The 23,867-nt window shown below is 59.6% G+C and carries 20 protein-coding genes; 14 read left to right on the forward strand and 6 right to left on the reverse strand.

Annotated features, from left to right (window positions below; all coding sequences use genetic code 11):
* The 3 genes from ACYVDM_RS16110 (at nt 1) to ACYVDM_RS16120 (ending at nt 3,077) form a co-directional block, all read left to right on the forward strand.
* A complete protein-coding gene (locus ACYVDM_RS16110; RefSeq protein ID WP_415792501.1) occupies nt 1-1,305 on the forward strand; it encodes a homoserine dehydrogenase in 1,305 nt (434 codons plus the stop codon).
* A complete protein-coding gene (gene thrC, locus ACYVDM_RS16115) occupies nt 1,302-2,711 on the forward strand; it encodes a threonine synthase (protein WP_415792327.1) in 1,410 nt (469 codons plus the stop codon). Before ACYVDM_RS16110 ends, thrC begins: the two co-directional genes overlap by 4 nt.
* Nucleotides 2,712-2,855: 144 nt before the next feature.
* The gene (locus ACYVDM_RS16120) at nt 2,856-3,077 is read left to right on the forward strand and encodes a YgdI/YgdR family lipoprotein (RefSeq protein ID WP_415792326.1); all 222 of its coding nucleotides are present in this window, start codon (nt 2,856-2,858) and stop codon (nt 3,075-3,077) included.
* Nucleotides 3,078-3,495: 418 nt separating this feature from the next.
* Here ACYVDM_RS16120 and ACYVDM_RS16125 read toward each other — a convergent pair whose 3' ends face one another.
* The gene (locus ACYVDM_RS16125; RefSeq protein ID WP_415786967.1) at nt 3,496-4,515 is read right to left on the reverse strand and encodes a class 1 fructose-bisphosphatase; all 1,020 of its coding nucleotides are present in this window, start codon (nt 4,513-4,515) and stop codon (nt 3,496-3,498) included.
* Nucleotides 4,516-4,625: 110 nt separating this feature from the next.
* A complete protein-coding gene (pepN, locus tag ACYVDM_RS16130; protein WP_415786965.1) occupies nt 4,626-7,337 on the reverse strand; it encodes an aminopeptidase N in 2,712 nt (903 codons plus the stop codon).
* Nucleotides 7,338-7,507: 170 nt separating this feature from the next.
* Here pepN and ACYVDM_RS16135 point away from each other — a divergent pair, with 170 nt between their 5' ends.
* Nucleotides 7,508-8,140: a DUF4136 domain-containing protein gene (locus tag ACYVDM_RS16135; protein ID WP_415786963.1), complete on the forward strand. Its 633-nt coding sequence runs from the start codon at nt 7,508-7,510 to the stop codon at nt 8,138-8,140.
* A gap of 295 nt (nt 8,141-8,435) precedes the next feature.
* Here ACYVDM_RS16135 and ACYVDM_RS16140 read toward each other — a convergent pair whose 3' ends face one another.
* Nucleotides 8,436-8,804, reverse strand: coding sequence for an H-NS histone family protein (locus ACYVDM_RS16140; protein ID WP_415786961.1), 369 nt, complete (start codon nt 8,802-8,804; stop codon nt 8,436-8,438).
* A 146-nt stretch (nt 8,805-8,950) separates the two neighbouring features.
* On the opposite strand from ACYVDM_RS16140, the gene ACYVDM_RS16145 reads away from it, so the two are divergent.
* The 7 genes from ACYVDM_RS16145 to glcF all read left to right on the forward strand — a co-directional run bounded on the left by ACYVDM_RS16145 (nt 8,951) and on the right by glcF (nt 18,020).
* Entirely contained in the window at nt 8,951-9,769 is an 819-nt protein-coding gene (locus ACYVDM_RS16145; RefSeq protein ID WP_415786959.1) for a carbon-nitrogen hydrolase family protein, read from the forward strand.
* 11 nt (nt 9,770-9,780) lie between these two features.
* Nucleotides 9,781-11,241 (forward strand): metalloprotease TldD, encoded by a 1,461-nt coding sequence (tldD, locus tag ACYVDM_RS16150; protein WP_415786957.1) that lies wholly within the window; start codon nt 9,781-9,783, stop codon nt 11,239-11,241.
* Between the two features lie 227 nt (nt 11,242-11,468).
* Nucleotides 11,469-12,542: a 3-deoxy-7-phosphoheptulonate synthase AroG gene (gene aroG, locus ACYVDM_RS16155; RefSeq protein ID WP_415786955.1), complete on the forward strand. Its 1,074-nt coding sequence runs from the start codon at nt 11,469-11,471 to the stop codon at nt 12,540-12,542.
* A 62-nt stretch (nt 12,543-12,604) separates the two neighbouring features.
* Nucleotides 12,605-14,014 (forward strand): FAD-binding oxidoreductase, encoded by a 1,410-nt coding sequence (locus tag ACYVDM_RS16160; protein WP_415786953.1) that lies wholly within the window; start codon nt 12,605-12,607, stop codon nt 14,012-14,014.
* Between the two features lie 95 nt (nt 14,015-14,109).
* Nucleotides 14,110-15,609, forward strand: a complete 1,500-nt coding sequence (locus ACYVDM_RS16165) for an FAD-linked oxidase C-terminal domain-containing protein (protein WP_415786951.1) — start codon at nt 14,110-14,112, stop codon at nt 15,607-15,609.
* A gap of 11 nt (nt 15,610-15,620) precedes the next feature.
* A complete protein-coding gene (glcE, locus tag ACYVDM_RS16170; RefSeq protein WP_415786947.1) occupies nt 15,621-16,784 on the forward strand; it encodes a glycolate oxidase subunit GlcE in 1,164 nt (387 codons plus the stop codon).
* 6 nt (nt 16,785-16,790) lie between these two features.
* Nucleotides 16,791-18,020, forward strand: a complete 1,230-nt coding sequence (gene glcF / locus ACYVDM_RS16175) for a glycolate oxidase subunit GlcF (protein WP_415786945.1) — start codon at nt 16,791-16,793, stop codon at nt 18,018-18,020.
* 52 nt (nt 18,021-18,072) lie between these two features.
* On the opposite strand, the gene ACYVDM_RS16180 is transcribed toward glcF, so the two are convergent.
* Nucleotides 18,073-18,942 carry an N-formylglutamate amidohydrolase gene (locus ACYVDM_RS16180; protein WP_415786943.1) on the reverse strand — a complete coding sequence of 290 codons (870 nt, stop codon included), beginning with the start codon at nt 18,940-18,942 and terminating at the stop codon, nt 18,073-18,075.
* Nucleotides 18,943-19,005: 63 nt separating this feature from the next.
* Nucleotides 19,006-19,995 (reverse strand): Bug family tripartite tricarboxylate transporter substrate binding protein, encoded by a 990-nt coding sequence (locus tag ACYVDM_RS16185; protein WP_415786941.1) that lies wholly within the window; start codon nt 19,993-19,995, stop codon nt 19,006-19,008.
* Nucleotides 19,996-20,197: 202 nt separating this feature from the next.
* Here ACYVDM_RS16185 and gcvA point away from each other — a divergent pair, with 202 nt between their 5' ends.
* The 3 genes from gcvA to ACYVDM_RS16200 all read left to right on the forward strand — a co-directional run bounded on the left by gcvA (nt 20,198) and on the right by ACYVDM_RS16200 (nt 23,175).
* A complete protein-coding gene (gene gcvA, locus ACYVDM_RS16190; RefSeq protein WP_415786939.1) occupies nt 20,198-21,100 on the forward strand; it encodes a transcriptional regulator GcvA in 903 nt (300 codons plus the stop codon).
* Between the two features lie 27 nt (nt 21,101-21,127).
* Nucleotides 21,128-22,270 carry an MnmA/TRMU family protein gene (gene mnmA / locus ACYVDM_RS16195; RefSeq protein ID WP_460475424.1) on the forward strand — a complete coding sequence of 381 codons (1,143 nt, stop codon included), beginning with the start codon at nt 21,128-21,130 and terminating at the stop codon, nt 22,268-22,270.
* An 86-nt stretch (nt 22,271-22,356) separates the two neighbouring features.
* Nucleotides 22,357-23,175 (forward strand): sulfite exporter TauE/SafE family protein, encoded by an 819-nt coding sequence (locus tag ACYVDM_RS16200; RefSeq protein WP_415786935.1) that lies wholly within the window; start codon nt 22,357-22,359, stop codon nt 23,173-23,175.
* Nucleotides 23,176-23,180: 5 nt separating this feature from the next.
* Here the strand turns inward: ACYVDM_RS16200 and ACYVDM_RS16205 are convergent, their stop codons facing one another.
* Nucleotides 23,181-23,798: a glutathione S-transferase N-terminal domain-containing protein gene (locus ACYVDM_RS16205; protein ID WP_415786934.1), complete on the reverse strand. Its 618-nt coding sequence runs from the start codon at nt 23,796-23,798 to the stop codon at nt 23,181-23,183.
* Nucleotides 23,799-23,867: the final 69 nt, after the last annotated feature.

Consider the following 23,867-nt stretch of genomic DNA (forward strand, 5'->3'; position numbering starts at 1 on the left):
CTGAAACCCATCAAGATTGGTCTCTTGGGCCTAGGCGTCGTGGGCGGTGGCACCTGGAGCGTGCTGACCCGTAATGCCGAAGAAATCGCGCGTCGCGCGGGCCGGCGCATTGAGATCAGCCGCATCGCCGTGCGTGACGTCGCCAAGGCGCGCAGTCGCATTGGCGAGAGCCTGCCGGTGGATACCGATGTACACGCCCTGGTGCGCGACCCCAATGTCGATATCGTGGTCGAACTCATTGGCGGCGACACGCTCGCACGCGAGCTGGTGCTCGAGGCCATTGCAAACGGCAAGCATGTCGTCACCGCCAACAAGGCCCTGTTGGCCAAACATGGCAACGAGATTTTTGCAGCCGCCTCCGCACAAGGCGTGATGGTGACGTTCGAGGCCGCAGTCGCGGGCGGCGTCCCCATCATCAAGGCCATTCGCGAGGGCCTGACGGCCAATCGCATCGAGTGGCTGGCCGGCATCATCAACGGCACGACCAATTTCATCCTGTCCGAAATGCGGTCGCGCGGGTTGCCCTTTGCCGAGGTGTTGGCCGAAGCCCAACGTCTGGGCTACGCCGAGGCCGACCCCACTTTCGACGTCGAAGGTGTGGACGCTGCACACAAACTTACGTTGTTGGCGTCGTTGGCCTTTGGCATACCGGTTCAGTTCGACAAGGCCTATATCGAGGGCATTTCAACGCTTGCCCAAGAAGACATCGCTCATGCCGAGCGTCTGGGCTACCGCATCAAGCTGCTGGGTATCACCCGGCGTCGTGCCGACGGCATCGAGTTGCGCGTGCATCCCGCCCTGGTGCCTGCCGAGCGTTTGCTGGCCAATGTCGAAGGCGCCATGAATGCGGTCCTGGTGCATGGCGACGCAGTGGGCCCAACGCTCTATTACGGTCAAGGCGCGGGCGAAGAGCCCACCGCATCGGCTGTGGTGGCGGACTTGGTCGATGTGACGCGCCTGCATACGGCGGATCCCGGCAATCGCGTGCCGCACCTGGCCTTCCAGCCCGATGCGCTGTCCGACATGGCTATTTTGCCGATCGATCAGATCAGCACGTCTTACTACTTGCGCCTGCGTGTCGATGATCAGCCCGGTGTGCTGGCCGATATCGCCCGCGTTTTGTCAGAACGCGGCATCTCCATCGGATCCATGATTCAACAGCCTTCGCATATTGGCGGCGCCGAGATTATTTTCCTGACGCATCAAGCCATGGAGGGCAATATTGATCACGCCATCCACACCATCGAACAACTGCCGTTTGTACGTTCCAGCGTGACCCGCTTGCGCGTCGAGAATCTGCTATGAAATACATCTCCACCCGCGGCGGTATGGCGCCGCAGGCGTTTACCGATATTCTCCTCGAAGGCCTGGCGCCGGATGGCGGCTTGGCCATGCCCGAAACCCTGCCGCAAATCACCGCCGAGACGCTCGAGTCGTGGCGCAGCCTGTCGTATGCGGATCTCGCCTTCGAGGTACTGTCCACGTTTGCCACCGATATTCCGGCCGATGACCTGCGTCGCCTGACGCATGCCGCGTATCGCGAGGGCATTTTCAACAGCGCGGAAATCGTGCCGTTGCGACCGCTCGATGGTGGGCTTCAATTGCTAGGACTGTCCGAAGGACCGACGCTGGCCTTCAAAGACATCGCCATGCAGTTCCTGGGCCAAGTGTTCGAATACGTGCTGACGCAACGTGGCGCGACGCTGAACATCCTGGGCGCGACCTCGGGCGACACAGGCTCTGCCGCCGAATACGCCTTACGCGGCAAGCGTGGCGTGTCCGTCTTCATGTTGTCGCCCCACGGTCGCATGAGCGCGTTTCAGCGCGCCCAAATGTATTCCTTGCAAGACGACAACATTCACAACATCGCCGTGCGTGGTGTATTTGACGAAGCGCAAGACATCGTCAAGAACCTGGCGGGTGACCTGGACTTCAAGACCCGATATCGTTTGGGCGCCGTGAACTCCATCAACTGGGCGCGCATTGCTGCCCAAGTGGTGTATTACTTTCACGGCTGGCTACGCGCCACGTCCGGCCCCGGCCAACAAGTTTCCTTCGCCGTACCCTCGGGCAATTTCGGCAACATCCTGTCGGGCTACATCGCCCGCAGCATGGGCTTGCCAGTGCGTCGCCTGGTGCTGGCCACCAACGAAAACAACGTGCTCGAAGAATTCTTCCGTAGCGGTATCTACCGACCGCGCGGCGCAGAGCGCACTTACGCCACCTCCAGTCCCTCCATGGACATCTCGCGCGCATCCAACTTCGAGCGTTTCGTGTTCGATCTGGTCGGCCGTGATTCGCAACGCGTCAAAGCACTGTGGTCCGATCTGGCGCGCGACGGCTTTTTCGATTTATCCGATCTGAAGCCTGCATTCGAAACGCAATACGGTTTTGTGGCGGGCACCAGTACACACGAAGACCGCTTGTCGGTCATCCGCTCCACGCAGGACACCAGCGGCATACTGATCGATCCGCACACCGCCGACGGCGTCAAGGTCGCACGCGAGTTCGTCGAACCAGGCATCCCCATGCTAGTCCTGGAAACTGCCTTGCCGGCCAAGTTCTCCGAGACCATCGAAGCCGCCCTCGGCAAGCCCGTGCCTCCCCCAGCCGCCCTGGCCAACCTCGAATCATTGCCCCAACGCGTCGAAATCATGGATTGCGACGCTCTGTTGGTACGCAACTACATCGAGGCCCATGCCAAAGTGTAACGTGCGTTGCAGGCTATTTATGACACCGCCCTACAGGGTGGTGTCATTACAGTCTTACGCATTTTGGCGACATCCCGTCACGGAATAGGGGTGAACCAGGTTCTACAGTGAACATTCGTACACGCTTTACGGAGTTACTGTTTCATGAACCTAAAGACCCTCACGCTCGTCTCGATTGTCGCTGGCGTTGCTGTACTCGCGGGTTGCTCAACACCGTCGACCATCACCCAGCGCGATGGCAGTCAAATCACGACCGCTGACGAGCCTCAATACAACGACGACACCGGCTTCTACGAATACGAAAAAGACGGCAGCAACGTCCGACTCAACAAAGACGACGTCAAAAGCATCGAGGACATCGATTAAGTGGCGTTGCTCTAGTTCTAGCGTAGCAAGTTTCTCTGCTCGCGGGGATTGTCTCTATTGAGACGTTTCTGGGGCGTGCGAAGGGGCTTGTGTCGGCCAGATCGAAATGGCTCGGGCGCATACAGGCGCCCTCGGTCCCGCTACGCGGGACTGCCCATTTCTCAAACTGGCCGACACAAGCCCCTTCGCACGCCCCAGAAACTCACGGTAGTAGAGCGCTCCGGTCGGGTTGCCAGATATTTGAGCCGTTGCCTCCGTGTAAATGGCCACCGCCAGCCTTTTGAGCCTCGGGTAGTCCCGCGTAGCGGGACCGAGGGCGCCTGTATGCGCCCGAGCCGAGGTGATTAGGCTGGCGGTGGCCATTTACACGGAGGCAACGGCGTCAAAAGAACGCCATCCCCCCGCCAGCAAACAAACGTTACGCCGCTGTCGCTTCCGCGTGATAGCTGCCCACCCGTTCGACTTCGTTCTTCGAACCGAGGATGACGCTGACGCGCTGATGCAGCTTTTCGGGCTGAACGTCGAGGATGCGTTGCTCGCCATTGATGGCAGCACCGCCCGCTTGTTCGACGAGCCAGCTCATGGGGTTGGCCTCGTACATCAGGCGTAGCTTGCCTGCCTTGCCGGGCTCGCGGGCATCCCAGGGGTACATGAAAATGCCGCCGCGGGTCAGGATGCGGTGTACATCGGCCACCATGGAAGCGACCCAGCGCATATTGAAGTCTTTGCCCAGAGGGCCAGATTTACCGGCCAGGCATTCGTCGATATAGCGTTTGACCGGAGGAGCCCAGTGGCGCATGTTCGACATGTTGATCGCAAACTCTTTGGTGTCCTCGGGGATGCGGATGTTTTCGTGCGTGAGGACCCAAGAGCCCATTTCACGATCCAGCGTAAAACCGACGACGCCCTTGCCGATAGTCAGCACCAGCATGGTTTGCGGGCCATAGACGGCGTAGCCTGCGACGACCTGGTCTTTGCCAGGTTGCAGGAAATCTTGTTCGCAGACTTCGGTGCCGGAGACGCGGTGCGGCGCGCGCAGGACCGAAAAAATCGTGCCGATCGACACATTGACATCGATGTTGGACGAACCATCCAGGGGATCAAACAACAGCAGGTATTCGCCCTTCGGGTAGCGGTTGGGGATCAGGTGGATGGTTTCCATTTCTTCGGAAGCCATGGCCGCCAGATGGCCGCCCCATTCGTTGGCTTCCAGCAGGATTTCGTTGGACAACACATCGAGCTTCTTTTGCACTTCGCCCTGGACGTTTTCTGATTCCAGGCTGCCCAGCACGCCACCTAGCGCGCCTTTGCTGACGGCGTGGCTGATGGCCTTGCAGGCACGCGCCACGACTTCGATCAGCAACCGGACTTCGGGTGCAAGGGCCTGTTCGGAGCGCTGCTGCTCGACCAGGTATTGAGTAAGGGTTTTGCGTTTCAAGAGGATCTCCGTCATCAGCGTAAAACAGTTAAGCAGCGCAAGCCACCGCGAATCTGAAACAGGCAAGGTCATGCTTGGCGCGGGGGTCTCCCCTGCCAGGCAGTGTGGTATCAGGCGGCAAACTCCAGGGCTTTCGAGGCAATTTCCAGCACATTGCGCGACAGGCCGTCGTGGCTGCGTACGCGTTGCAGAGCCGCCTGCATGGGGGCGCGCAACGCCGGTACAAAGCGGGCCCAGTTATCCAGAGCTCGTGTCAGACGGGCCGCGATTTCTGGGTTGAGCGCATCAAGCGCCAAGACTTGTTCGGCCCAATAGGCGTAGCCGGCGCCATCGGGTCGATGCAGGCCACGTGCGTTATTCAGGCAGAACTGGAATACTAGGGCGCGCGCGCGGTTGGGGTTGCGCAGGGTGAAGGCGGGGTGGCTCATCAGCGCGCGTACGCTATCGACAGTGCTGCTAAGGGCAGTGGCCTGGAGCATGAACCACTTGTCGATGACCAGCGGATCGTCTTGCCAGCGCGCATAGAACGTATCCAATGCCTGCGTGGCGGCGTGGCGGTGACCGTAATTGACTAGTGCACCGAGCGCGGCCAGGCTGTCGGTCATGTTGCTGGCTTGGTCGAACTGCGTTTGTGCGAGCGCTTGCGCGCCGTCGATGCCGGCCGCCATCAGGTGATTGAGCGCCTGGTTTTTCAGGGCGCGTTGACCGGCAGGGCCAGGGGCCGGGCTGTACGCACCGGGGGTTTGGTTGCTGTCAAAGGCCGCGCGCCATTCGGTGGCGAGTTGTCGTCCAAGCTCGACGCGCAGAAAGTCGCGTGCGACAGCGAGGGCCGGCGGATCGATGGCCTCCTGGCGCTCTGCCAGGGTTTTTTCGGAAGGCAGGGTCAGGGCGCGCGCGCGATAGCCGGCGTCGAGGGCGGGATCCGTCAGCAGGGCGCGCCAAGTCGCGATAAAGCGGGCATCGACTTGCATTTGGGCACCCGACTGGTGCTGGGCGGTCAGCGCCAGGATTTGACGGGTCGCCAATTCCTGGCCTGCCTCCCAGCGCGCAAACGGGTCTCCATCATGAGCGGACAGCAGGGCGAGCTCGGCATCCGTCCAGTCGTAGTCGACGCTCACCGGCGCCGAAAAGCCACGCAATAATGAGGGTACGGGCTGCGTTGCTACCTGTTCGAAGACCCATTGCTGGCTGGGCTCGGTGAGCTCGAGCAGCACGGTGTCTTGTGCCTCGGTAGCGCCGTTGAGATGCAGGGGTATCGCGCGGCCGTCGGTGTCGAGCAGGCCTAGGGCAAAAGGGATGTGGAAGGGTGCCTTGACGTAATCGTCGCCGGCTCGTTTTTCGACGCCCACCAGTGGGCAGCTCTGGCTGAGCGTGACGGTGCAGCGTTGTTGCGCGGTATCGTAGTTCAGTGACACGGCGATACGCGGCGTGCCGGCTTGGCGATACCAGCGGCGAAACACCGACAGGTCACGGCCCGGGTTCAGTTGGGTATAGACCGACTCCATGGCAGCGACGAAATCGTCGCAAGTCACGGCCTGGCCGTCGTGACGCCGAAAATACTCGTCAATGCCCGCACGGAAACCCTCGGCGCCCAGCAGCGTGTGCTGCATGCGGATGACTTCGGCGCCTTTTTCGTAAACTGTTGCGGTATAGAAATTGCCGATTTCCTGGTAGCTTTCCGGGCGAATCGGGTGGGCCATCGGGCCGGCGTCTTCCGGGAATTGGGCGGCACGCAATGTGACCACGTCATCGATGCGTTTGACCGCGCGTGCGCTGGCCGCCGCCGTGGCGTCGAGTTCGCGAGCCATCATGTCGGCCGTAAACTCCTGGTCGCGGAAAACGGTCAGGCCCTCTTTGAGGCTGAGCTGGAACCAGTCGCGGCAGGTGACGCGGTTGCCCGTCCAGTTGTGGAAATACTCATGGCCAATGACGGCCTCAATCCCTTCGTAGTTGGCGTCCGTCGCGGTTTGGGGGTCGGCCAGCACGTAGGCCGCATTGAAAATATTCAGGCCCTTGTTTTCCATTGCCCCCATATTGAAATCGCGTACGGCGACCACCATGAAGCGATCCAGGTCGAGTTCCAGGCCAAATCGGGTTTCGTCCCACTTCAGGGCACGCACCAGGGACTCCAGTGCCCATTCGGTGCGATCTTCCGAACCCGGGTCGCTATAAACCTGCAGCAGCACCGACCGGCCGGACGCGGTCTGAACGGCTGTTTCGCGATGCGTCAGCTGGCCCGCCACCAGGGCGAACAAATAACAGGGTTTGGGGAAGGGGTCTTCCCATTGCGCCTCCTGGCGGCCATCGGGCAGCGTCTGCGTCGTCAGCAAATTGCCATTGGACAGCAGTACGGGATAATCGCTACCCGCGCGCAGGGTCACGCGATAACGCGACATGACGTCCGGGCGATCGGCAAACCACGTAATGCGGCGAAAACCTTCGGCTTCGCATTGCGTAAAGAAATTGCCGCCCGAGACATACAAGCCCATCAATGTAGAGTTGGCGCTGGGATTGCAACGGCTGGTGATTTCGACGGTGGCGGTCGCGGGCAAACCTGACAATGTCAGCGTCAACGCGTCCAGCGTGTAGCGATCCGCAGGCCAAGGTTCGCCATCGACGCGCAAGGACACCAGTTCGAGTTCGGTGCCGTCCAGGGTCAGGGGGGCGTCGACAGGCGCATCGGCTTTACGCTCGATCTGTAATGTGGCGTATACCTGTGTGGACTCAGGATCCAGGTCAAACGCCAGGGCTACCTCTGGAATAGCGTAGGGGTAGGGCTGGTAGTCCTTGCGATATACGGTTACAGACGTTTCGGTGCGCATGCCAGGATCGAATCAGAATAGGTGACCACGTATTGTAGTAGTAGGCGGCACGGCATTTGCCGGTAGAAATATCCAGTTGAAAACTTTTGGCTGCCAACACGGTCAAATTAGCTCCGGATATGAAATGGGGCCGGTATGATGAGTCCGTGGACATAAGCAGGAGATCCGCAATGTTTCAATCCCGTGCAGGGTGGGCAGGTTTGTGCCGTCTGGTGGGGGTGGGTGCTGTTTTGTCCGCAGCGTTGCTGACAGGATGCGCGACCCCGACCGTACAGGCCAGGGTGACATCGTTTCAGCAATGGCCGTCTGACGTCGTGGGCGCCGCCTATCGGTTTGTAGATGCAAAGCCAGAACAGGCCAATAATCTGGAATATCAAGCCTATCAAGACGCGATGCGCGCCAGTATTAGCTCTACAGGTCTGGTCGAGGCGCAAGGGGGCAGCCCAGCCAGATTTAACGTGTCATTTGAATATGGCTCCGAGCAAACTCAAGTTATGGTCCGGCAGGCCTACGATCCCTATTTCTATGGCGGATTCGGTGGGTTTTACGGACCTTGGGGTGGTGCGGGATATTGGGGACCTAATTGGGTCGATGTGCCTTCGGTCGCTTATCGCAATCGTCTGAGCGTCGAAATTCACGATAACGCCCGCAAAGGGGCGGAGGTTTATCGCTCGACCGCCTATATTGTGACTGGCCGAGAAGACCTGGTGCGCACAATGCCGTATTTAACACGGGCGATATTCGATAATTTCCCCGGTAATAATGGTTCTGAGCGCGAAGTTGAGTATCCATTAAATCGTTGAATTAATTGTTGATTAATTCAACGATTTAACATTGCACAAAAATGGCGTGATTGATGAGTTGTTATCAATCACGCCATGGTATTCGGAAACTCGGCAATATCCGCGAGTAGCCTAATGATTTTGCCGCCGGGCCGCCCCAAGGCAAAAACGCCCCCTCGGGGGGCAGCAAGCCGAAGGCGCGGCGTGGGGGCCTAATGATTTTGCCGCCGGGCCGCCCCAAGGCAAAAACGCCCCCTCGGGGGGCAGCAAGCCGAAGGCGGGGCGTGGGGGCCCATATTATGTGTGCCGTGTTTTTTTATTGAGTAATGAGAAAACTCTCGCGGCTATTGCCTGCGGCTTCCTCGGCGGCCAGCCAGCGCGGTGCCTTGCCACGGCCGCTCCAGGTTTCGCCGGTTTGCGGATGGCGATACTTCGGGGCGACTTGACGCTTGGGTGCCGCCTGTGCCGTGGATTTGCGGGGAGTGGTAGCGCGAGGCGTCCGGGTCGAGCCACTGAATGCAGCGGTGATTTCTTCCGGGGTGATATTGTATTCACGCATCGATGCAACGATAGAAGCAATCACCGGCTTGCGACGTTTGGTTTGCAGCGCTTCCGCTTTCTTTTGCAGTTTGCTGATTTCTTTTTCTATCTTGGCTTGCAGGGTAGCGTATGTTTCACGAGGCATGATTGAGTCCTGGATATATATTCAGACGAATTTGATTGTGGGTATTTATCTGAATACGATTTTATTAGGTAGTGTTTGCAATAATACCCAAAATCACCTTCATATAAAACATTTAGAGTTAAATTTATCATATAGAAGGCAAGGAAATGAGTAATTCCGGATTGAATACGATGTCAGTGGCCGCTATTCAGATGATTTCCAGCCCGGATGTTCAGGATAATTTGCAGCAGGCCGGAGAGTTAATCGAAAAAGCGGTCGACTCAGGGGCAAAACTGATTTCGTTGCCTGAGTATTTTTGTTTTATGGGTACCAGCGATCTGCAGAAGCTGGAAGTCAAAGAGCAGCCTGGTGCCGGCCCGATCCAGGATTTTCTGGCAGCGCAGGCGGCTAAACACAAAATTTGGTTGGCGGGCGGAACGTTGCCTCTGGATTGTCCGGATCCGGGCAGGGTGTTTAATACCACATTTGTTTATGATCCGGACGGCAAACCCGCCGCCCGTTACGACAAAATCCATTTATTCAATTTTCAGCGCGGTACCGAAGCGTATGACGAATCGATTGCCATTCGTCCGGGTGAGGGCGTCCAGACGCTTCAGACCCCATGGGGCCGTGTCGGATTGTCGATTTGCTATGACCTGCGTTTTCCCGAGCTTTATCGCGCATTGGGGCAAGTCGACTTGATTTTGGTGCCGGCCGCCTTTACCTATACAACAGGCAAGGCCCACTGGGAGTGCTTGTTGCGGGCGCGCGCGATCGAAAATCAGTGCTATGTACTGGCCGCCGCCCAGGGCGGGCGCCATCCCAACGGTCGTCGCACTTGGGGGCATTCCATGTTGATTGACCCTTGGGGCGAGATTATTGACGTGTTACCAGAGGGTCCGGGCGTCGTCAGCGGTACCATAGAGGCTGAGCGCCTGACGCAAGTGCGCGCATCGCTACCCGCGCTGCGCCATCGAGTCCTGTAAACAGAGATTTTATGAAACTGATCGATCCCGATATCCAATCCCTGGCCACGGCCAAGTCACTATTGCTCGACCCTTGGGGCTTGACCGAAGCCGACATGGCGCGCGCACTAGGGGAAATCTTTACCCATAAGGTGGACTACGCGGACTTGTATTTTCAGTACACGCGCAGCGAAGGCTGGAGCCTCGAAGAGGGGATCGTCAAGACCGGCAGTTTCTCCATCGGGCAGGGCGTGGGGGTACGCGCCATCAGCGGCGAGAAAACCGCGTTTGCCTATTCGGACTCCCTGTCGCCCGAGGCCTTGTTGTCGTCCGCCCGCACAGTGCGTGGCATTGCCCGTCGTGGGGCGGGCAGAGTCAAGGTCGCGGCCCAGGTGCCGCCGGACGGCAGTCGCAGCCTGTACACCGATCTGGATCCGTTGGCGACCTTGAGTGCGCCTGACAAGGTGGCCTTGCTTGAGCGCATCGAGCGCATGGCTCGTGCCCGGGATCCGCATGTCATTCAAGTCATGGCCAGCCTGGGGGCCGAATACGACGTGATTCTGGTGGCAGGCAGCGATGGCCGCCTGGCCGCCGATGTGCGCCCGCTCGTTCGTCTATCCCTGACGGTGATTGCCGAGCGTGACGGTCGGCGCGAAATGGGCCACGCGGGCGGCGGTGGCCGCACCGGTCTGGCCTACTTTTCGGACGAACTCTTGCAGGGCTACGTGGATCGCGCTGTGCACGAGGCCATGGTCAACCTCGAAGCGCGTCCCGCGCCGGCAGGGGAAATGACCGTCGTTCTGGGATCGGGTTGGCCCGGTATTTTGTTGCACGAGGCCGTCGGGCATGGGCTGGAAGGCGATTTCAATCGCAAGGGTTCCAGCGTGTTTTCCGGTCGTATGGGTCAGCGCGTCGCCTCCAAGGGGGTGACCGTGGTGGATGATGGCACGTTGCCGGACCGTCGCGGCTCGCTCAATATCGACGATGAGGGCAATGCCACCCAGCGCAATGTGCTTATCGAAGACGGTATCCTGCGCGGCTACATGCAGGACACATTGAATGCGCGCCTGATGAAGACCAGCGCCACGGGCAACGGGCGGCGCGAATCCTTTGCGCATTTGCCCATGCCTCGCATGACCAATACCTATATGTTGGCCGGCCAGACACCTCCCGAAGAAATCATTGCCTCGGTCAAGCGTGGCCTCTACGCTGCGAATTTCGGCGGGGGCCAGGTCGACATCACGAACGGCAAATTCGTGTTTTCGGCTTCGGAAGCCTACATGATTGAAAACGGCAAGATCACCTATCCCGTCAAGGGCGCGACGTTGATCGGTAACGGACCCGATGCGATGAATCGCGTCAGCCTGATCGGCAACGACCTGCAACTGGATTCGGGCGTAGGGACCTGCGGCAAGGACGGCCAGAGCGTGCCTGTCGGCGTTGGAATGCCCACGGTGCGCATGGATGGCCTGACCGTCGGAGGCACGGCCTGATCATTTCCGAGTCTGTGGACGCCCCTACGGATTTTGTGCTAGAGTTTGACGCTATGACGTTCGCATCCCCCGCCTTTTATTTTTATTTTTTTGGGTTTCTGAAGCCGCTGGCGGAGGAAGGGGTGCACGCAGTCTAGAGTTTGCACAAAATCCCTAAAAAAAGCCGCCAGCCGACCTGGCGGCTTTTTTGTGCCGTCAGCCTGGCGAAAATCACCCAGGAGTCTACCGTGTCACACAATACCGATGACCTTCGCATCCGCGAAATCAAAGAGCTGAACCCGCCATCACATGTGATGCGCGAATTTGCCTGCACGAAAGAGGTATCCGAGACCGTCTTTGCCGCGCGCCAGTCCATGCATCGCATCCTGCACGGCATGGACGACCGTTTGATTGTGGTGATCGGGCCGTGTTCGATTCACGACACCAAGGCGGCGCTGGAGTACGCAGGCCGCCTCAAACCGGTGCGAGACCGTCTGCAAGGTGAGCTGGAAATCGTGATGCGTGTGTATTTCGAAAAACCACGCACCACGGTGGGGTGGAAGGGGTTGATTAACGATCCGGGCCTGGACGGCAGCTTCGACATCAATCGCGGGATTCGGGTGGCCCGACAGTTGCTGCTGGATATCAATAGCCAGGGAGTACCGTCGGGTTGCGAGTTCCTGGATATGATTACGCCGCAGTACATCGCCGATTTGGTGTCCTGGGGAGCCATCGGGGCGCGCACTACCGAAAGCCAGGTTCACCGCGAGCTGGCTTCCGGTTTGTCGTGCCCGGTGGGTTTTAAAAACGGGACCGACGGTAATGTCAAAATCGCCGTGGACGCCATCAAGGCGGCGTCACAATCGCACCATTTCCTGTCGGTGACCAAAGGTGGGCATTCTGCCATCGTGGCGACGGCGGGCAACGAAGACTGTCACGTCATTTTGCGCGGTGGCAAGGCCCCCAACTACGACGCGGCGAGTGTCTCGGCAGCCTGCCAGGACATGGCTAAATCGGGCCTCGCGCAGCGTGTCATGATTGATGCCAGCCATGCCAACAGCAGCAAAAATCCCGAAAACCAGCCCTTGGTCGTCGACGATGTCGCGCGTCAACTCGAGTCCGGGGATCCGCGTATTGTCGGCCTGATGATCGAAAGTCATCTGGTCGCGGGCCGTCAGGACATGGTGCCCGGCGAGCCGCTGGTCTATGGCCAGAGCATTACCGACGGTTGCATCGATTGGGATGCGTCGGTCGCGGTGCTGGAGCGCTTGGCGGGTGCCGTCAAGGCGCGTCGGCTCGTCGCGTCCACCAGCGGGAAATAGGGGGGCCGAGCGGGCGCAAGGCGTAGAATGGGAATTTCACATTCATTACTGCTTTTGACGCCATGAACGCTCCCGCTACCGCTGAAACTTTGCGCCGTCCTGTTCCCGCCGCCTGTCTGGAGGCCCTGCAGGCACAGTTTGCTGATCGCCTGTCGGTATCGCAGGCGGTATGCGAGCATCACGGCCGTGACGAGTCGCCATACCCGCCCATGTTGCCCGATGCGGTGGTCTTTGCCCGCAGCACCGAAGAGGTTGCTGCCGTGGCAAAGCTGTGCAACGAGCACCGAGTGCCCCTGATCCCCTATGGCGCGGGCTCGTCGCTCGAAGGCCATTTGCTGGCAATCCAGGGCGGTATCAGCCTGGATCTATCGCAGATGAACCAGCTCTTGGCGGTCAATGCGGAAGACCTGACGGTGACGGTGCAAGCCGGGGTGACACGCAAGCAACTCAACGAAGAGATCCGCGATACCGGCCTGTTTTTCCCGATTGATCCCGGGGCGGATGCCAGCCTGGGCGGCATGGCCGCCACGCGCGCTTCGGGCACCAATGCGGTGCGTTATGGCACGATGCGCGAAAACGTGGTGTCGCTGACCGTCGTGACGGCCGATGGACGCGTCGTACGGACGGCGGGTCGTGCCCGCAAGTCCGCGGCGGGTTACGACCTGACCCGGGTCTTTGTCGGCAGCGAAGGCACGCTGGGCATCATCACCGAAGTCACGGTGCGGCTGTATCCGCAACCCGAGGCCGTGTCGGCCGCCATCTGCAATTTTCCGTCGCTGGACGACGCCGTGCAGAGTGTGATCGAGATCATTCAGATGGGCGTGCCGGTGGCGCGTGTCGAGTTTATGGATGAGGCGAGCGTGCGCTCCGTCAACCTGTACAGCAAACTGACTTTGCGCGAAACACCTATGCTGGTGTTCGAGTTTCACGGCAGCCCCGCCGGCGTCCAGGAGCAGGCGGAGATCGTGCAAAGCATCACCTCTGATCACGGCGGCATGGATTTCGAATGGGCCGAGCGACCCGAGGACCGCAGCCGACTCTGGACGGCGCGTCACAACGCCTATTTCGCGGGTCTGCAATTGCGCCCCGGTTGCCGTTCCAGCACGACGGACGTCTGCGTGCCGATTTCGCGCTTGGCCGATTGTGTGCGCGAGACGGTTGACGAGCTGGAACGCGCCAGCTTTCCCTACACGATCGTGGGTCACGTCGGCGACGGCAACTTCCACGTGCTGATGTTGCTGGACCCTGACGATCCTGCCGAATGGCGTGAGTCGGAAACGATTAATCACAATTTGGTGCGACGTGCCATTGCCGCGGACGGGACGTGCACGGGTGAACATGGCATCGGTCTGCACAAGATGCAGTTCATGGCCGACGAGCACGGCGAAGACGCGTTAGCCCTGATGCGCAGCCTGAAACACGCTTTCGATCCCAACAACATCCTGAATCCCGGCAAAATCATCAGTTGGTAAGCCGAGGCGGTTGCGCCACGGTAGAGCATGCACCGGCGGCGGATGCGGGTAAATCCGCTCTGCCATGAATGATAGTGACACGCTATTGTGTTGACATGAACTCATTGGTCGAGCCCAATCTGCGTCACCCCGAGCAAACATTTTCCGCGAGCCAACTCGTCGATGCGTTACGCGGCATACTGCCGGTGCATTGCGTTCTGCATCGCGAAGAGGATACACGCCCTTACGAGTGCGATGGCTTGTCCTTGTATCGAACATTGCCGCCGCTCGTAGTGTTGCCCGAGACCGAGACCCAGGTCATCGCCGTGATGCGACTGTGCAAGCGATTGGGCGTGCCTCTGGTCGCTCGCGGTGCAGGGACGGGCCTGTCGGGCGGCGCCATGCCCCATGCGCAGGGCGTGTTGCTGGGGTTGTCCAAGCTCAATCGTATTTTGCGGGTGGATCCCGTCGCGGCGACGGCGGTGGTCGAGCCCGGCGTTCGCAACCTTGCCATTTCAGAGGCGGCTGCGCCTTATGGTCTGTATTACGCACCGGATCCCTCTAGCCAGATCGCCTGTTCGATAGGTGGCAATGTCGCGGAAAATTCGGGAGGCGTGCATTGTCTGAAGTACGGATTGACGGTGCACAACGTGCTGCGTGTACGCGTCGTGACGATTGATGGCGAGGTGATTGAGCTGGGTTCCGAGGCGCCGGATGCGCCAGGCCTGGATTTGCTGGCGTTGTTCATTGGATCCGAGGGTATGCTGGGCCTGGTGACCGAGGTTACGGTCAAGCTGATTCCAAAGCCCGCGTGCGCGCAAGTGATCATGGCCAGTTTTTCCAGTGTCGAGGCGGCCGGCCAGGCGGTGACGGATGTGATTGCCGCAGGCATCATTCCCGCCGGTCTGGAAATGATGGATCGTCAGGCCGTGCAGATGGTCGAGCCCTTTGTGAAAGCGGGCTATGACGTTTCTGCACAAGCTATTTTGCTCTGCGAATCCGACGGCACGACGCAAGAGGTCGCGCACGAGATCGAGCGCATGGAGACGGTGTTTCGTGAGGCCGGCGCTACGCGTTTGCAGGTCTCGCGCGACGAGGCCGAGCGCTTGCTGTTCTGGGCCGGGCGAAAAAATGCATTCCCGGCGGCAGGGCGTGTGTCGCCAGACTACTACTGCATGGATGGCACGATTCCCCGACGCCATTTAGCCCGTGTGCTCGGTGCCATTGAGCAGATGGAGGACGAGTTTGAACTGCGTTGCGCAAACGTGTTCCACGCGGGAGACGGCAATCTTCATCCGTTGATTTTGTTTGATTCGAATAAGCCCGACGACGTCGAGCGGGCAGAAAAATTTGGCGCTGCAATTCTTGAATTGTGCGTGCAGGTCGGAGGCACTCTCACGGGTGAGCATGGGGTAGGTATGGAAAAAATAAATCAAATGTGCGTGCAATTTTCGCGCGACGAACTCGACGCGTTCCTGGCCGTTAAGCGGGCGTTTGACCCCCCCGGCCTGTTGAATCCCGAAAAAGTGATTCCTACCCTGGCACGTTGTGCCGAGTATGGAAAAATGCACGTGCACGGGGGAGATCTCCCTTTTCCAGACCTGGCGCGCTTTTAGGCGCGGCGAGTATGAAATTCGTCTTGCAGGAGTTGTGTGATCAGGTGATGACGGCGCACGCCGCTCACAGGCCGTTGTTTGTGCGCGGCGGTGGTAGCAAAGCCTTTTATGGCAACTACCGTCCCGTGACGCCCCAAGACGGCCATTGCCTGCTGGATATGACGGCGTATAACGGTATCGTCAATTATCAGCCGACCGAGTTGGTGGTCACGGCCAGGGCGGGGACCTCTCTGGCTTCGCTCGAAGCCGAGTTGGCCGAACAGGGCCAGATGTTGGCGTTTGAGCCTCCCCATTTTGGTGGGCCGGCGACGATAGGCGGTTGCGTGGCGGCGGGCTTGGCGGGGCCGCGCCGTATGACGGCAGGTGGCGTCCGTGATTTCGTCCTGGGCGCGCGTCTACTGGATTCGCAGGGACGCTTGTTGTCGTTTGGCGGAGAGGTCATGAAGAACGTGGCCGGCTATGACGTTTCGCGTTTGCTGGCCGGCTCAATGGGTATTTTCGGCGCCATTGTCGAGGTATCGCTCAAGGTCTTGCCCATACCTTTCGAACAGTGCAGCGTGCGATTTGAGGCGACTCAACAAGAAGCCCTGTCCCGTTTTGCACAATGGCGCAGCCAACCGTTAGCGATTTCCGCGACGAGCTGGACCGCCGCCGCGCAATCCAGTGCCGATGGCATCGCTGTGCATCGTGCCGATGCAGACCACGGCGACGCCATGTCGGCGGGCTACGTCACGGTACGGCTGTCGGGCGCACCGCCGGCCATTCAGGCCGCGGTAGGCCATATCGGCGGCGAAAAACTGGACGACGATCAAGCCGTGCGTTGGTGGTCGTCTTTGCGGGAGCAGACCCATTCATTCTTTACGCGGCATCAGCCGCTATGGCGCCTGGCGCTCCCGCCCGCAACGCCCGTCCAGGACTTCGGTCTACCCACGTTGGTGGAATGGGGCGGTGGCCAGCGCTGGTTAAGCGGCAGCATCGATGCGCAGACGATCCGGGCGTGGGCAGAGCGCCTGGGAGGGCATGCCACGCTGTTTCGACCTGCAGCCGGGCCCATTCCGGCTGACGGCGTCTTTCATCCCTTGTCTTCAGGCGTTGCCACGATTACCCGTCGCCTGAAGCACGAACTGGATCCCGCGGGATTATTCAATCCGGGCCGAATGGTGTTGGAGCTATAGCGCAGCATGCAGACGAATCTTGCTTCCTGGGTGCGCGATACGGATCAGGGCCGCGAAGCCGATGCCATCTTGCGGCGTTGCGTGCACTGCGGATTTTGCACCGCGACGTGTCCGACCTATCAGGTTTTGGGCGATGAGCTCGATAGCCCGCGCGGTCGCATTTATTTGATCAAGCAGGTCCTCGAAGGCGATGAGCCGACACGGGCAACGCAACAGCATCTGGATCGTTGCTTGACTTGTCGCAACTGCGAAACGACATGCCCCTCTGGCGTGCAATATGGGCATCTGATTGACATTGGCCGCCAGCTGGTCGATCAGAAAGTGCGTCGCTCGTGGCCAGACCGATTGCGTCGCACGCTCTTGCGCAAAGGCATGAATTCTTCGCTGTTTGGCGTGGCAATGCGACTCGGGCAGACGGTGCGCAGCCTATTGCCCGACGCGCTCAAACGCAAAGTGCCGGTGCCTCGCCATCCCGGTTTATTGCCCGATGTGACGCAGCATGTTCGCCAAGTCCTGATGCTGACCGGCTGTGTCCAACCTGCCATGATGCCCACCATCGATGCGGCCACTATCCGCGTGTTGGACGCGATCGGCATCGGTGCGAGATTGGCGCCCGGCGCGGGGTGTTGTGGCGCAGTCAACTTTCATCTCGACGCGCAGGCAGACGCGCTGGATCAAATGCGCGCCAATATCGATGCATGGTGGCCGTTGATCGAGCAAGGCAATATCGAAGCTATCGTGATGAATGCCTCGGGTTGCGGCGCGATGGTGAAAGAGTATGCGCATCACCTGCGCGGCGACGCGCGCTATGCAGAACGGGCGGCGCGCATCGTTGCGTTAGTCAAAGACGTGGCGGAAATCGTGGCGCCGCATGCGCAGACATTGAGCCAGCGCATGCCCCTCGGTGGCCGCGCGGCCTTTCACCCCCCGTGCACCTTGCAGCACTGGCAGGGGTTGCGACCATTGAGCGAGCGACTGCTCAAAGACCTTGGTTTTGAATTGCAGCCGTTTATGGATACGCATCTATGCTGTGGATCAGCGGGTGCGTATTCGGTGCTGAATCCCGAGATGGCATTGACGCTGCGGGATCGCAAACTGGATGCCATCCTGCAGAATCAGCCGCCGGTGATCGTGTCGTCGAACATGGGCTGCGTGTCTCACTTGCAAAGCGGAACAGATATTCCGGTGAGACACTGGATTGAGGTGGTCGACGAGCGTTTGTCGACAAGGCTGTAGGACAAGGGCATTCTTGATCAGCGCCCTTGCAGCCCTTGGTATCAAGCCGTTTTCAGGCCGTTTGCGTGCGCATCCAGTCCAGCAGGGCCGCGGTCAGGTCGCGCAGGTCGGCCTTCAGACGGGCATAGCCTTCGGAAGGACGCAGCGAGACTTCGTCCATATACAGCTTGCGGTTGATTTCGATTTGCAAGCTGTGGCGATCATCAGCGGGACGGCCATTGGCACGCACTAATTCCACGCCTTTGTAGGGATCGTTCTCGGTGACGTTGTAGCCGCGTTCGCGCAGCCACGCCGCGACGAATTGGCGAAAGGCCGGGTCGCTGGTGGAGCCGTCGCGGTCGCCCAGCACGAAATCAGGGTGTACGAGGCCGGGTTGGTCGGTCGCATAGGCGCCGGCAACGCTGGGCATCGAGTGGCAGTTGATATGCCAGACCTTGCCGTGCTTTGTGTGGGCCTGATCGATCAGCTCTGTGACTTTGGCGTGATAGGGTTTCCAGCAAGCATTAATGCGGTGGTTGACTTCGTCATGGCTGAGCTTGCGATCGTACAGCGGCGTGCCATCATCCAGCATGCGCCAGATCAGACCTTTGCCGAGTTTGACTTTGCCCGACTCGGGCAACGGCTCGGGCCACGGCTGATCGAGCAGCAGCGGATCGATTTCTTCGAGCGAGCGATTGGCGTCGATATAAGCGCGCGGAAACGAGGCGGCCACCAAGGGAACACCCATATCGACGGCATCGCCCCATAGATCGTCGACCCAGGTGTCTTCTGCGGTACGCAGCGGGCCAAATGGCGCCGAAGGCGAAAAATCGGGGGGATAGGTCGTGCCGCTGTGCGGCGAGTCCAGCACCAGCGGCGTGGCGCTTTCGGGATAGCCGGCTGGCAAAGCCAGTCGATAGGAAAGGGGGTTCGTAATAGTCATGATGATCGCGATACGTCCGCAAAAATAAAACGGCCCCCAGGAAAGCTGGGGGCCGTAGATCGATTAGTCGATCTTCACATTAGCTTCTTTGGCAATACGCTTGTTCTTGGCGATTTCGGCCGAGATCTGTTGTGCGTATTCTTCGGGCGTGTTGGCGACGGGCGAGGCGCCCAGGCTTTCCAGACGCGACATCAACGCTGGATCAGCGCTGACCTTGACGACGGCGGCGTGCAGTTTTTCAAGAACGGGTTTGGGCAGATTCGCCGGGCCAATCAAACCGAACCACGACGAATCGTTCACCGGGGCGAAGCCGGCCTCGGCAAAGGTCGGCACATCGGGCAGCGCGGCGACGCGCTTGTTCGAGGCGACCGCCATGGCGACCAGCTTGCCAGCTTGGATGTGTGGCAACGACGAGGGCAGGTTATCGAACAGCACATCGACTTGGCCCGCCAGCGTATCGTTCAAGGCCGGGCCGACGCCACGGTAGGGCACGTGCATCAGGTCGGTGCCCGACGAGATCTTGAACAACTCGCCCATCATGTGCGACACGGAACCATTACCGGCTGACGCATAGGCGAATTTGCCGGGGTTTTTCTTGGCCAGCTCAACGAATTCGCCAATGGTCTTGACACCCACCTTGGGGTTGGTGGTCATCACATTGGGCACGGCTGCCAGGTTCGAGATCGGCGTGAAGTCTTTTTCCGCATCGAACGGCAAATTGGGATAAATGGCGGGATTGATACCGTGCGTGCTGACCGTGGCGATGCCCAGCAGATAGCCGTCGGGTTCGGCGCTGGCAACTTGTGCGCTACCAATCGAGCCACCGGCGCCGGCCTTGTTTTCGATCACGACGGTTTGGCCCAGCTCTTGGCTGAGTTTGTCGGCGAACAGGCGACCTACGATGTCGGTGGTGCCTCCGGGCGGGAACGGCACGATGAGACGGATCGGCTTGCTCGGGTAAGCATCTTGGGCGTGGGCGATACCGGCGGTCAGCGGCGAGGCGAGGGCGGCGGCGGCCAGCGAGAGGCCCAGAATGACATGACGACGTTGCATGAATTCCCCTGTAGGAAGTGTATTGGATTAAAGCGACAGGTCTGGCCTGCTTTGGCGCATGCTTCTTAGAGCGACTCTGACTTTATAATTTTGGTTCTCGATACGGGTTTGCGCAAACGAAAGATTCTCCGTAAGCTATTCCTTTTACTCATGCATGAAGTCGTAAATAGTTACAAATAGCCATTTCGATTTCGCGCTTATCATGCGCCGATTTTGTCCCTCTCTGACTGACCTTCAAGCTTTCGAGGTCGCTGCCAGACATAACAGTTTTACCCGCGCGGCCCAAGAACTCTGCGTGACCCAAGGCGCCGTTAGCAAACAAGTGAAACATCTCGAGTCCTTTTTAGGGGTCGAGCTATTCCTCAGAATCAGGCAAGGCCTGGTGCTTACCGAAGCCGGGCGCAGTTATCTGAAGAAAATCCAGTCGGGCTTGAGCCAGATCGAGGCCGCAACGGTCGAGCTCATTGCCCATCAGGGCCAGGGCGGCACCCTGCGGCTGACCTGCATGCCGACCTTCGGGGCGCGCTGGCTGATTCCGCGCCTGACGGCGTTCATGCGGGTGCGGCCCGATATTCATGTGGAGTTTTTGCCGCATCGACAGGGCTACGATTTTTCGAGCCCGGAGCTTGATGCCGCGGTGCGTTTTGGCGAAGGCATCTGGCCTGGCAGCGGCGCGGACTACATCGTCGGGCGCGATGTGGTGCCGGTGGGCAGCCCGCGCTTGCTTGGCAAGGGTTGTGAAAACGCCAGCGAATTATTGAGCTACCCGCTGCTGCACCATACCTCGGCCCTGGAAGGCTGGCGTGAATGGCTCGATGAGGCGGGCTGCGACACGCGTCGCGCACTAGAGGGCGCGCGCTTTGACCAATATGCCTTGCTATCGCAGGCTGCGGCGGCGGGTTTCGGTATTGCGCTGATTCCGCGCTGTTTGATCGAAGACGAGTTGCGTGACGGCAGGCTGACCGTGGCCTTGCAGGCGCCTGTACGCGCACGCCAGGGCTATTACCTGTGCTTTCCCGAGCAAAAGGCCAACCTGCCCATTGTGCAGGCGTTTCGAACCTGGCTGGCCGAGGTCTCCCGTGCAGCCGAACCACGCGTGGACTGAGCAATCCCCGGCTAAAATGCCACTATCATGTCTTTAGCTTCCCCTCATATTCCTCGCGGCAAAGGCCGCGTCGTTGTCGGTATGTCCGGCGGCGTTGATTCGTCGGTCACGGCCTGGTTGCTCAAACAGCAGGGCTACGAGGTCATCGGCCTGTTCATGAAAAACTGGGAGGATGACGACGACTCGGAGTACTGCTCGACCCGCCAGGATCTACTGGATGCGGCGAGTGTGGCCGACCTGGTCGGCGTGGACTTCGAGTTCGTAAATTTCGCCGCCGAATACAAAGATCGGGTCTTTGCCGAGTTTTTACGCGAATATTCGGCTGGCCGTACGCCCAATCCCGATGTGTTGTGCAACGCCGAGATCAAATTCAAGGCGTTTCTCGATCACGCCATGACGCTGGGGGCCGAACATATTGCGACGGGACACTATGCGCGGGTGCGTGCCATTGAGGGCGCGAATGGCCCGGAATACCAGTTGCTCAAGGCACTCGATGCCAGCAAAGACCAAAGCTATTTCTTGCATCGCCTCAATCAGGCGCAGTTGTCGCGCACGTTGTTTCCGCTGGGCGAAATCCACAAAACCGAGGTGCGCCGTATCGCGCACGAAATCGGTCTGCATAACGCGGCCAAAAAAGACTCGACGGGCATCTGCTTTATTGGCGAACGCCCATTTCGTGAGTTTCTGAACCGCTATCTGCCGACCGAACCTGGCGACATCTTGACGCCAGAGGGCCAGCGTATCGGACGTCATCACGGCTTGTCGTTTTACACCTTGGGCCAACGTAAAGGCCTGGGCGTAGGAGGCGTGAAAGGCAATCAGCGCGATGACGGCACGGCCGATGCCTGGTATGCCGCTCGTAAAGACCTGACGCGTAATGTGTTGTACGCAGTGCAGGGGCACGATCATCCTTGGCTCTTGTCGGATCGCTTGCAAGCGCTCGACGCCAGCTGGGTGGCCGGCCGGCCACCCGAGGCGACAAATATCGGCGCCAAAACGCGCTATCGGCAGGCCGACGCGGCGTGCCGGGTGGTCTCGGCTAATCCCGAGTCATTTGAGTTGTCGTTCAGTCAGCCGCAATGGGCCGTGACACCTGGGCAATCGGCTGTGTTGTATGACGGAGATGTCTGCCTGGGTGGGGGCATTATCGCCTCATCATCAAATACATGATGCGGTATACCAGGTAGCGACTGCCGCCGGGTCCAAGCATTCAAACAAGTTTACTTACACGTTGTTCTTGACCGGAGGAAGTCGAAGTGGATGTCATGATGTTGGTGTGTTTGCTGGCGCTGGGGGCCGTCGTCGGGTTCGCGGCAGGCTTATTGGGTATCGGCGGTGGCATGCTGTTGGTGCCTTTCCTGACGATGCTATTTACCTGGCAGGGGATGCCACAGGACTTGATCGTCCACGCCGCGATTGCCACGTCGATGACGTCAATCCTGTTTACCTCGGTGTCCAGCGTGCGGGCTCATCAACGCAAGGGCACGATTCAGTGGCCCATCGTATTTGCCATGGCGCCGGGCATTATCGTGGGCGGATTGTTGTCCGGCGGGGCGGTATTTGCGGCGCTGAACACCGCGTGGCTGTCGTTGTTCTTTGCCTTGTTCGTGGGCTATTCGGCCTGGAGCATGTTGCGCAATACCAAGCCCAAGCCGTCACGCCAGATGCCGGGTGTGGTGGGTACGACGGCGGCCGGCGCAGGGATTGGCTTTCTGTCGGGCCTAGTCGGCGCCGGAGGCGGTTTTTTGTCCGTGCCCTTTATGGTCTGGTGCAACGTGGCCCTGCATGCGGCGGTATCCACATCGGCCGCGCTGGGTTTCCCCATCGCCCTGGCAAACAGCGTGGGCTATATCATTTCGGGCCTCAAATCAGACATCACGCAGCCGCACATGTTTGGGTACCTGTATTGGCCGGCTTTGCTGGCGCTGGTGGCCACGAGTGTGCTGACGGCGCCGGCAGGTGCGCGCATGGCGCACCGCTTGCCAGTGGCGACGTTAAAGCGCGTGTTTGCTTGCCTGCTGTTTGCGCTGGCGGCCTATATGTTGTTCAAGGCCGTCCAGGCGTTTAGTGGCTGATGCGTTTATGCCGCCGGAGGAGGCGGCACGCTGTCGATAAACGATTGGCGTTGCGACAGCTTTTCTTCGTGGCGCGCCAGATTAGGATGGTCGGCGCGCCAGTTCAGATGGGCAAACCGCAGATCCAGATAGCTCGTGGCGCAGCCCACCGCGATGTCGGCCAGGCTGTAATTGACACCCATGCAATAGGCCTGCTCGCCGAGGCTTTCTTCCATGGCGTGCAGCGAGGCATCGATCTTGCCGTACTGGCGTTCAATCCAGCTCGTGCTGCGCTCCGTCTCGGGGCGTAGATTTTCGCGGACGATCAGGATAGCGGCATCCAGCATGCCGTCGGCGATGGCTTCCCAGCATTTCACGGCCGCACGGTCACGCCCCGATTGCGGAATCAAACGTGCGACAGGGGACAGCGTGTCCAGGTATTCGACGATGACGCGCGAATCAAACAGCGCGCCGCCGTCTTCCATGACCAGGCAAGGCACTTTGCCCAGCGGGTTATAGCTTTGAATTTGCGTGTCAGGCGACCACACATTTTCGATTTCGAGCTGGTAGTCCAGCTTTTTCTCGGCCATGACGACGCGCACTTTGCGGACGTAGGGGCTAGTGAGTGAACCGATCAGTTTCATGGGGGCCACAGGCAAAGTCGAAAGGCGGGCGGAGTATAGCAGGCCTGGCTACGAGAGAAATATAGCAAG

It is taken from the genome of Bordetella tumulicola (assembly GCF_054779135.1).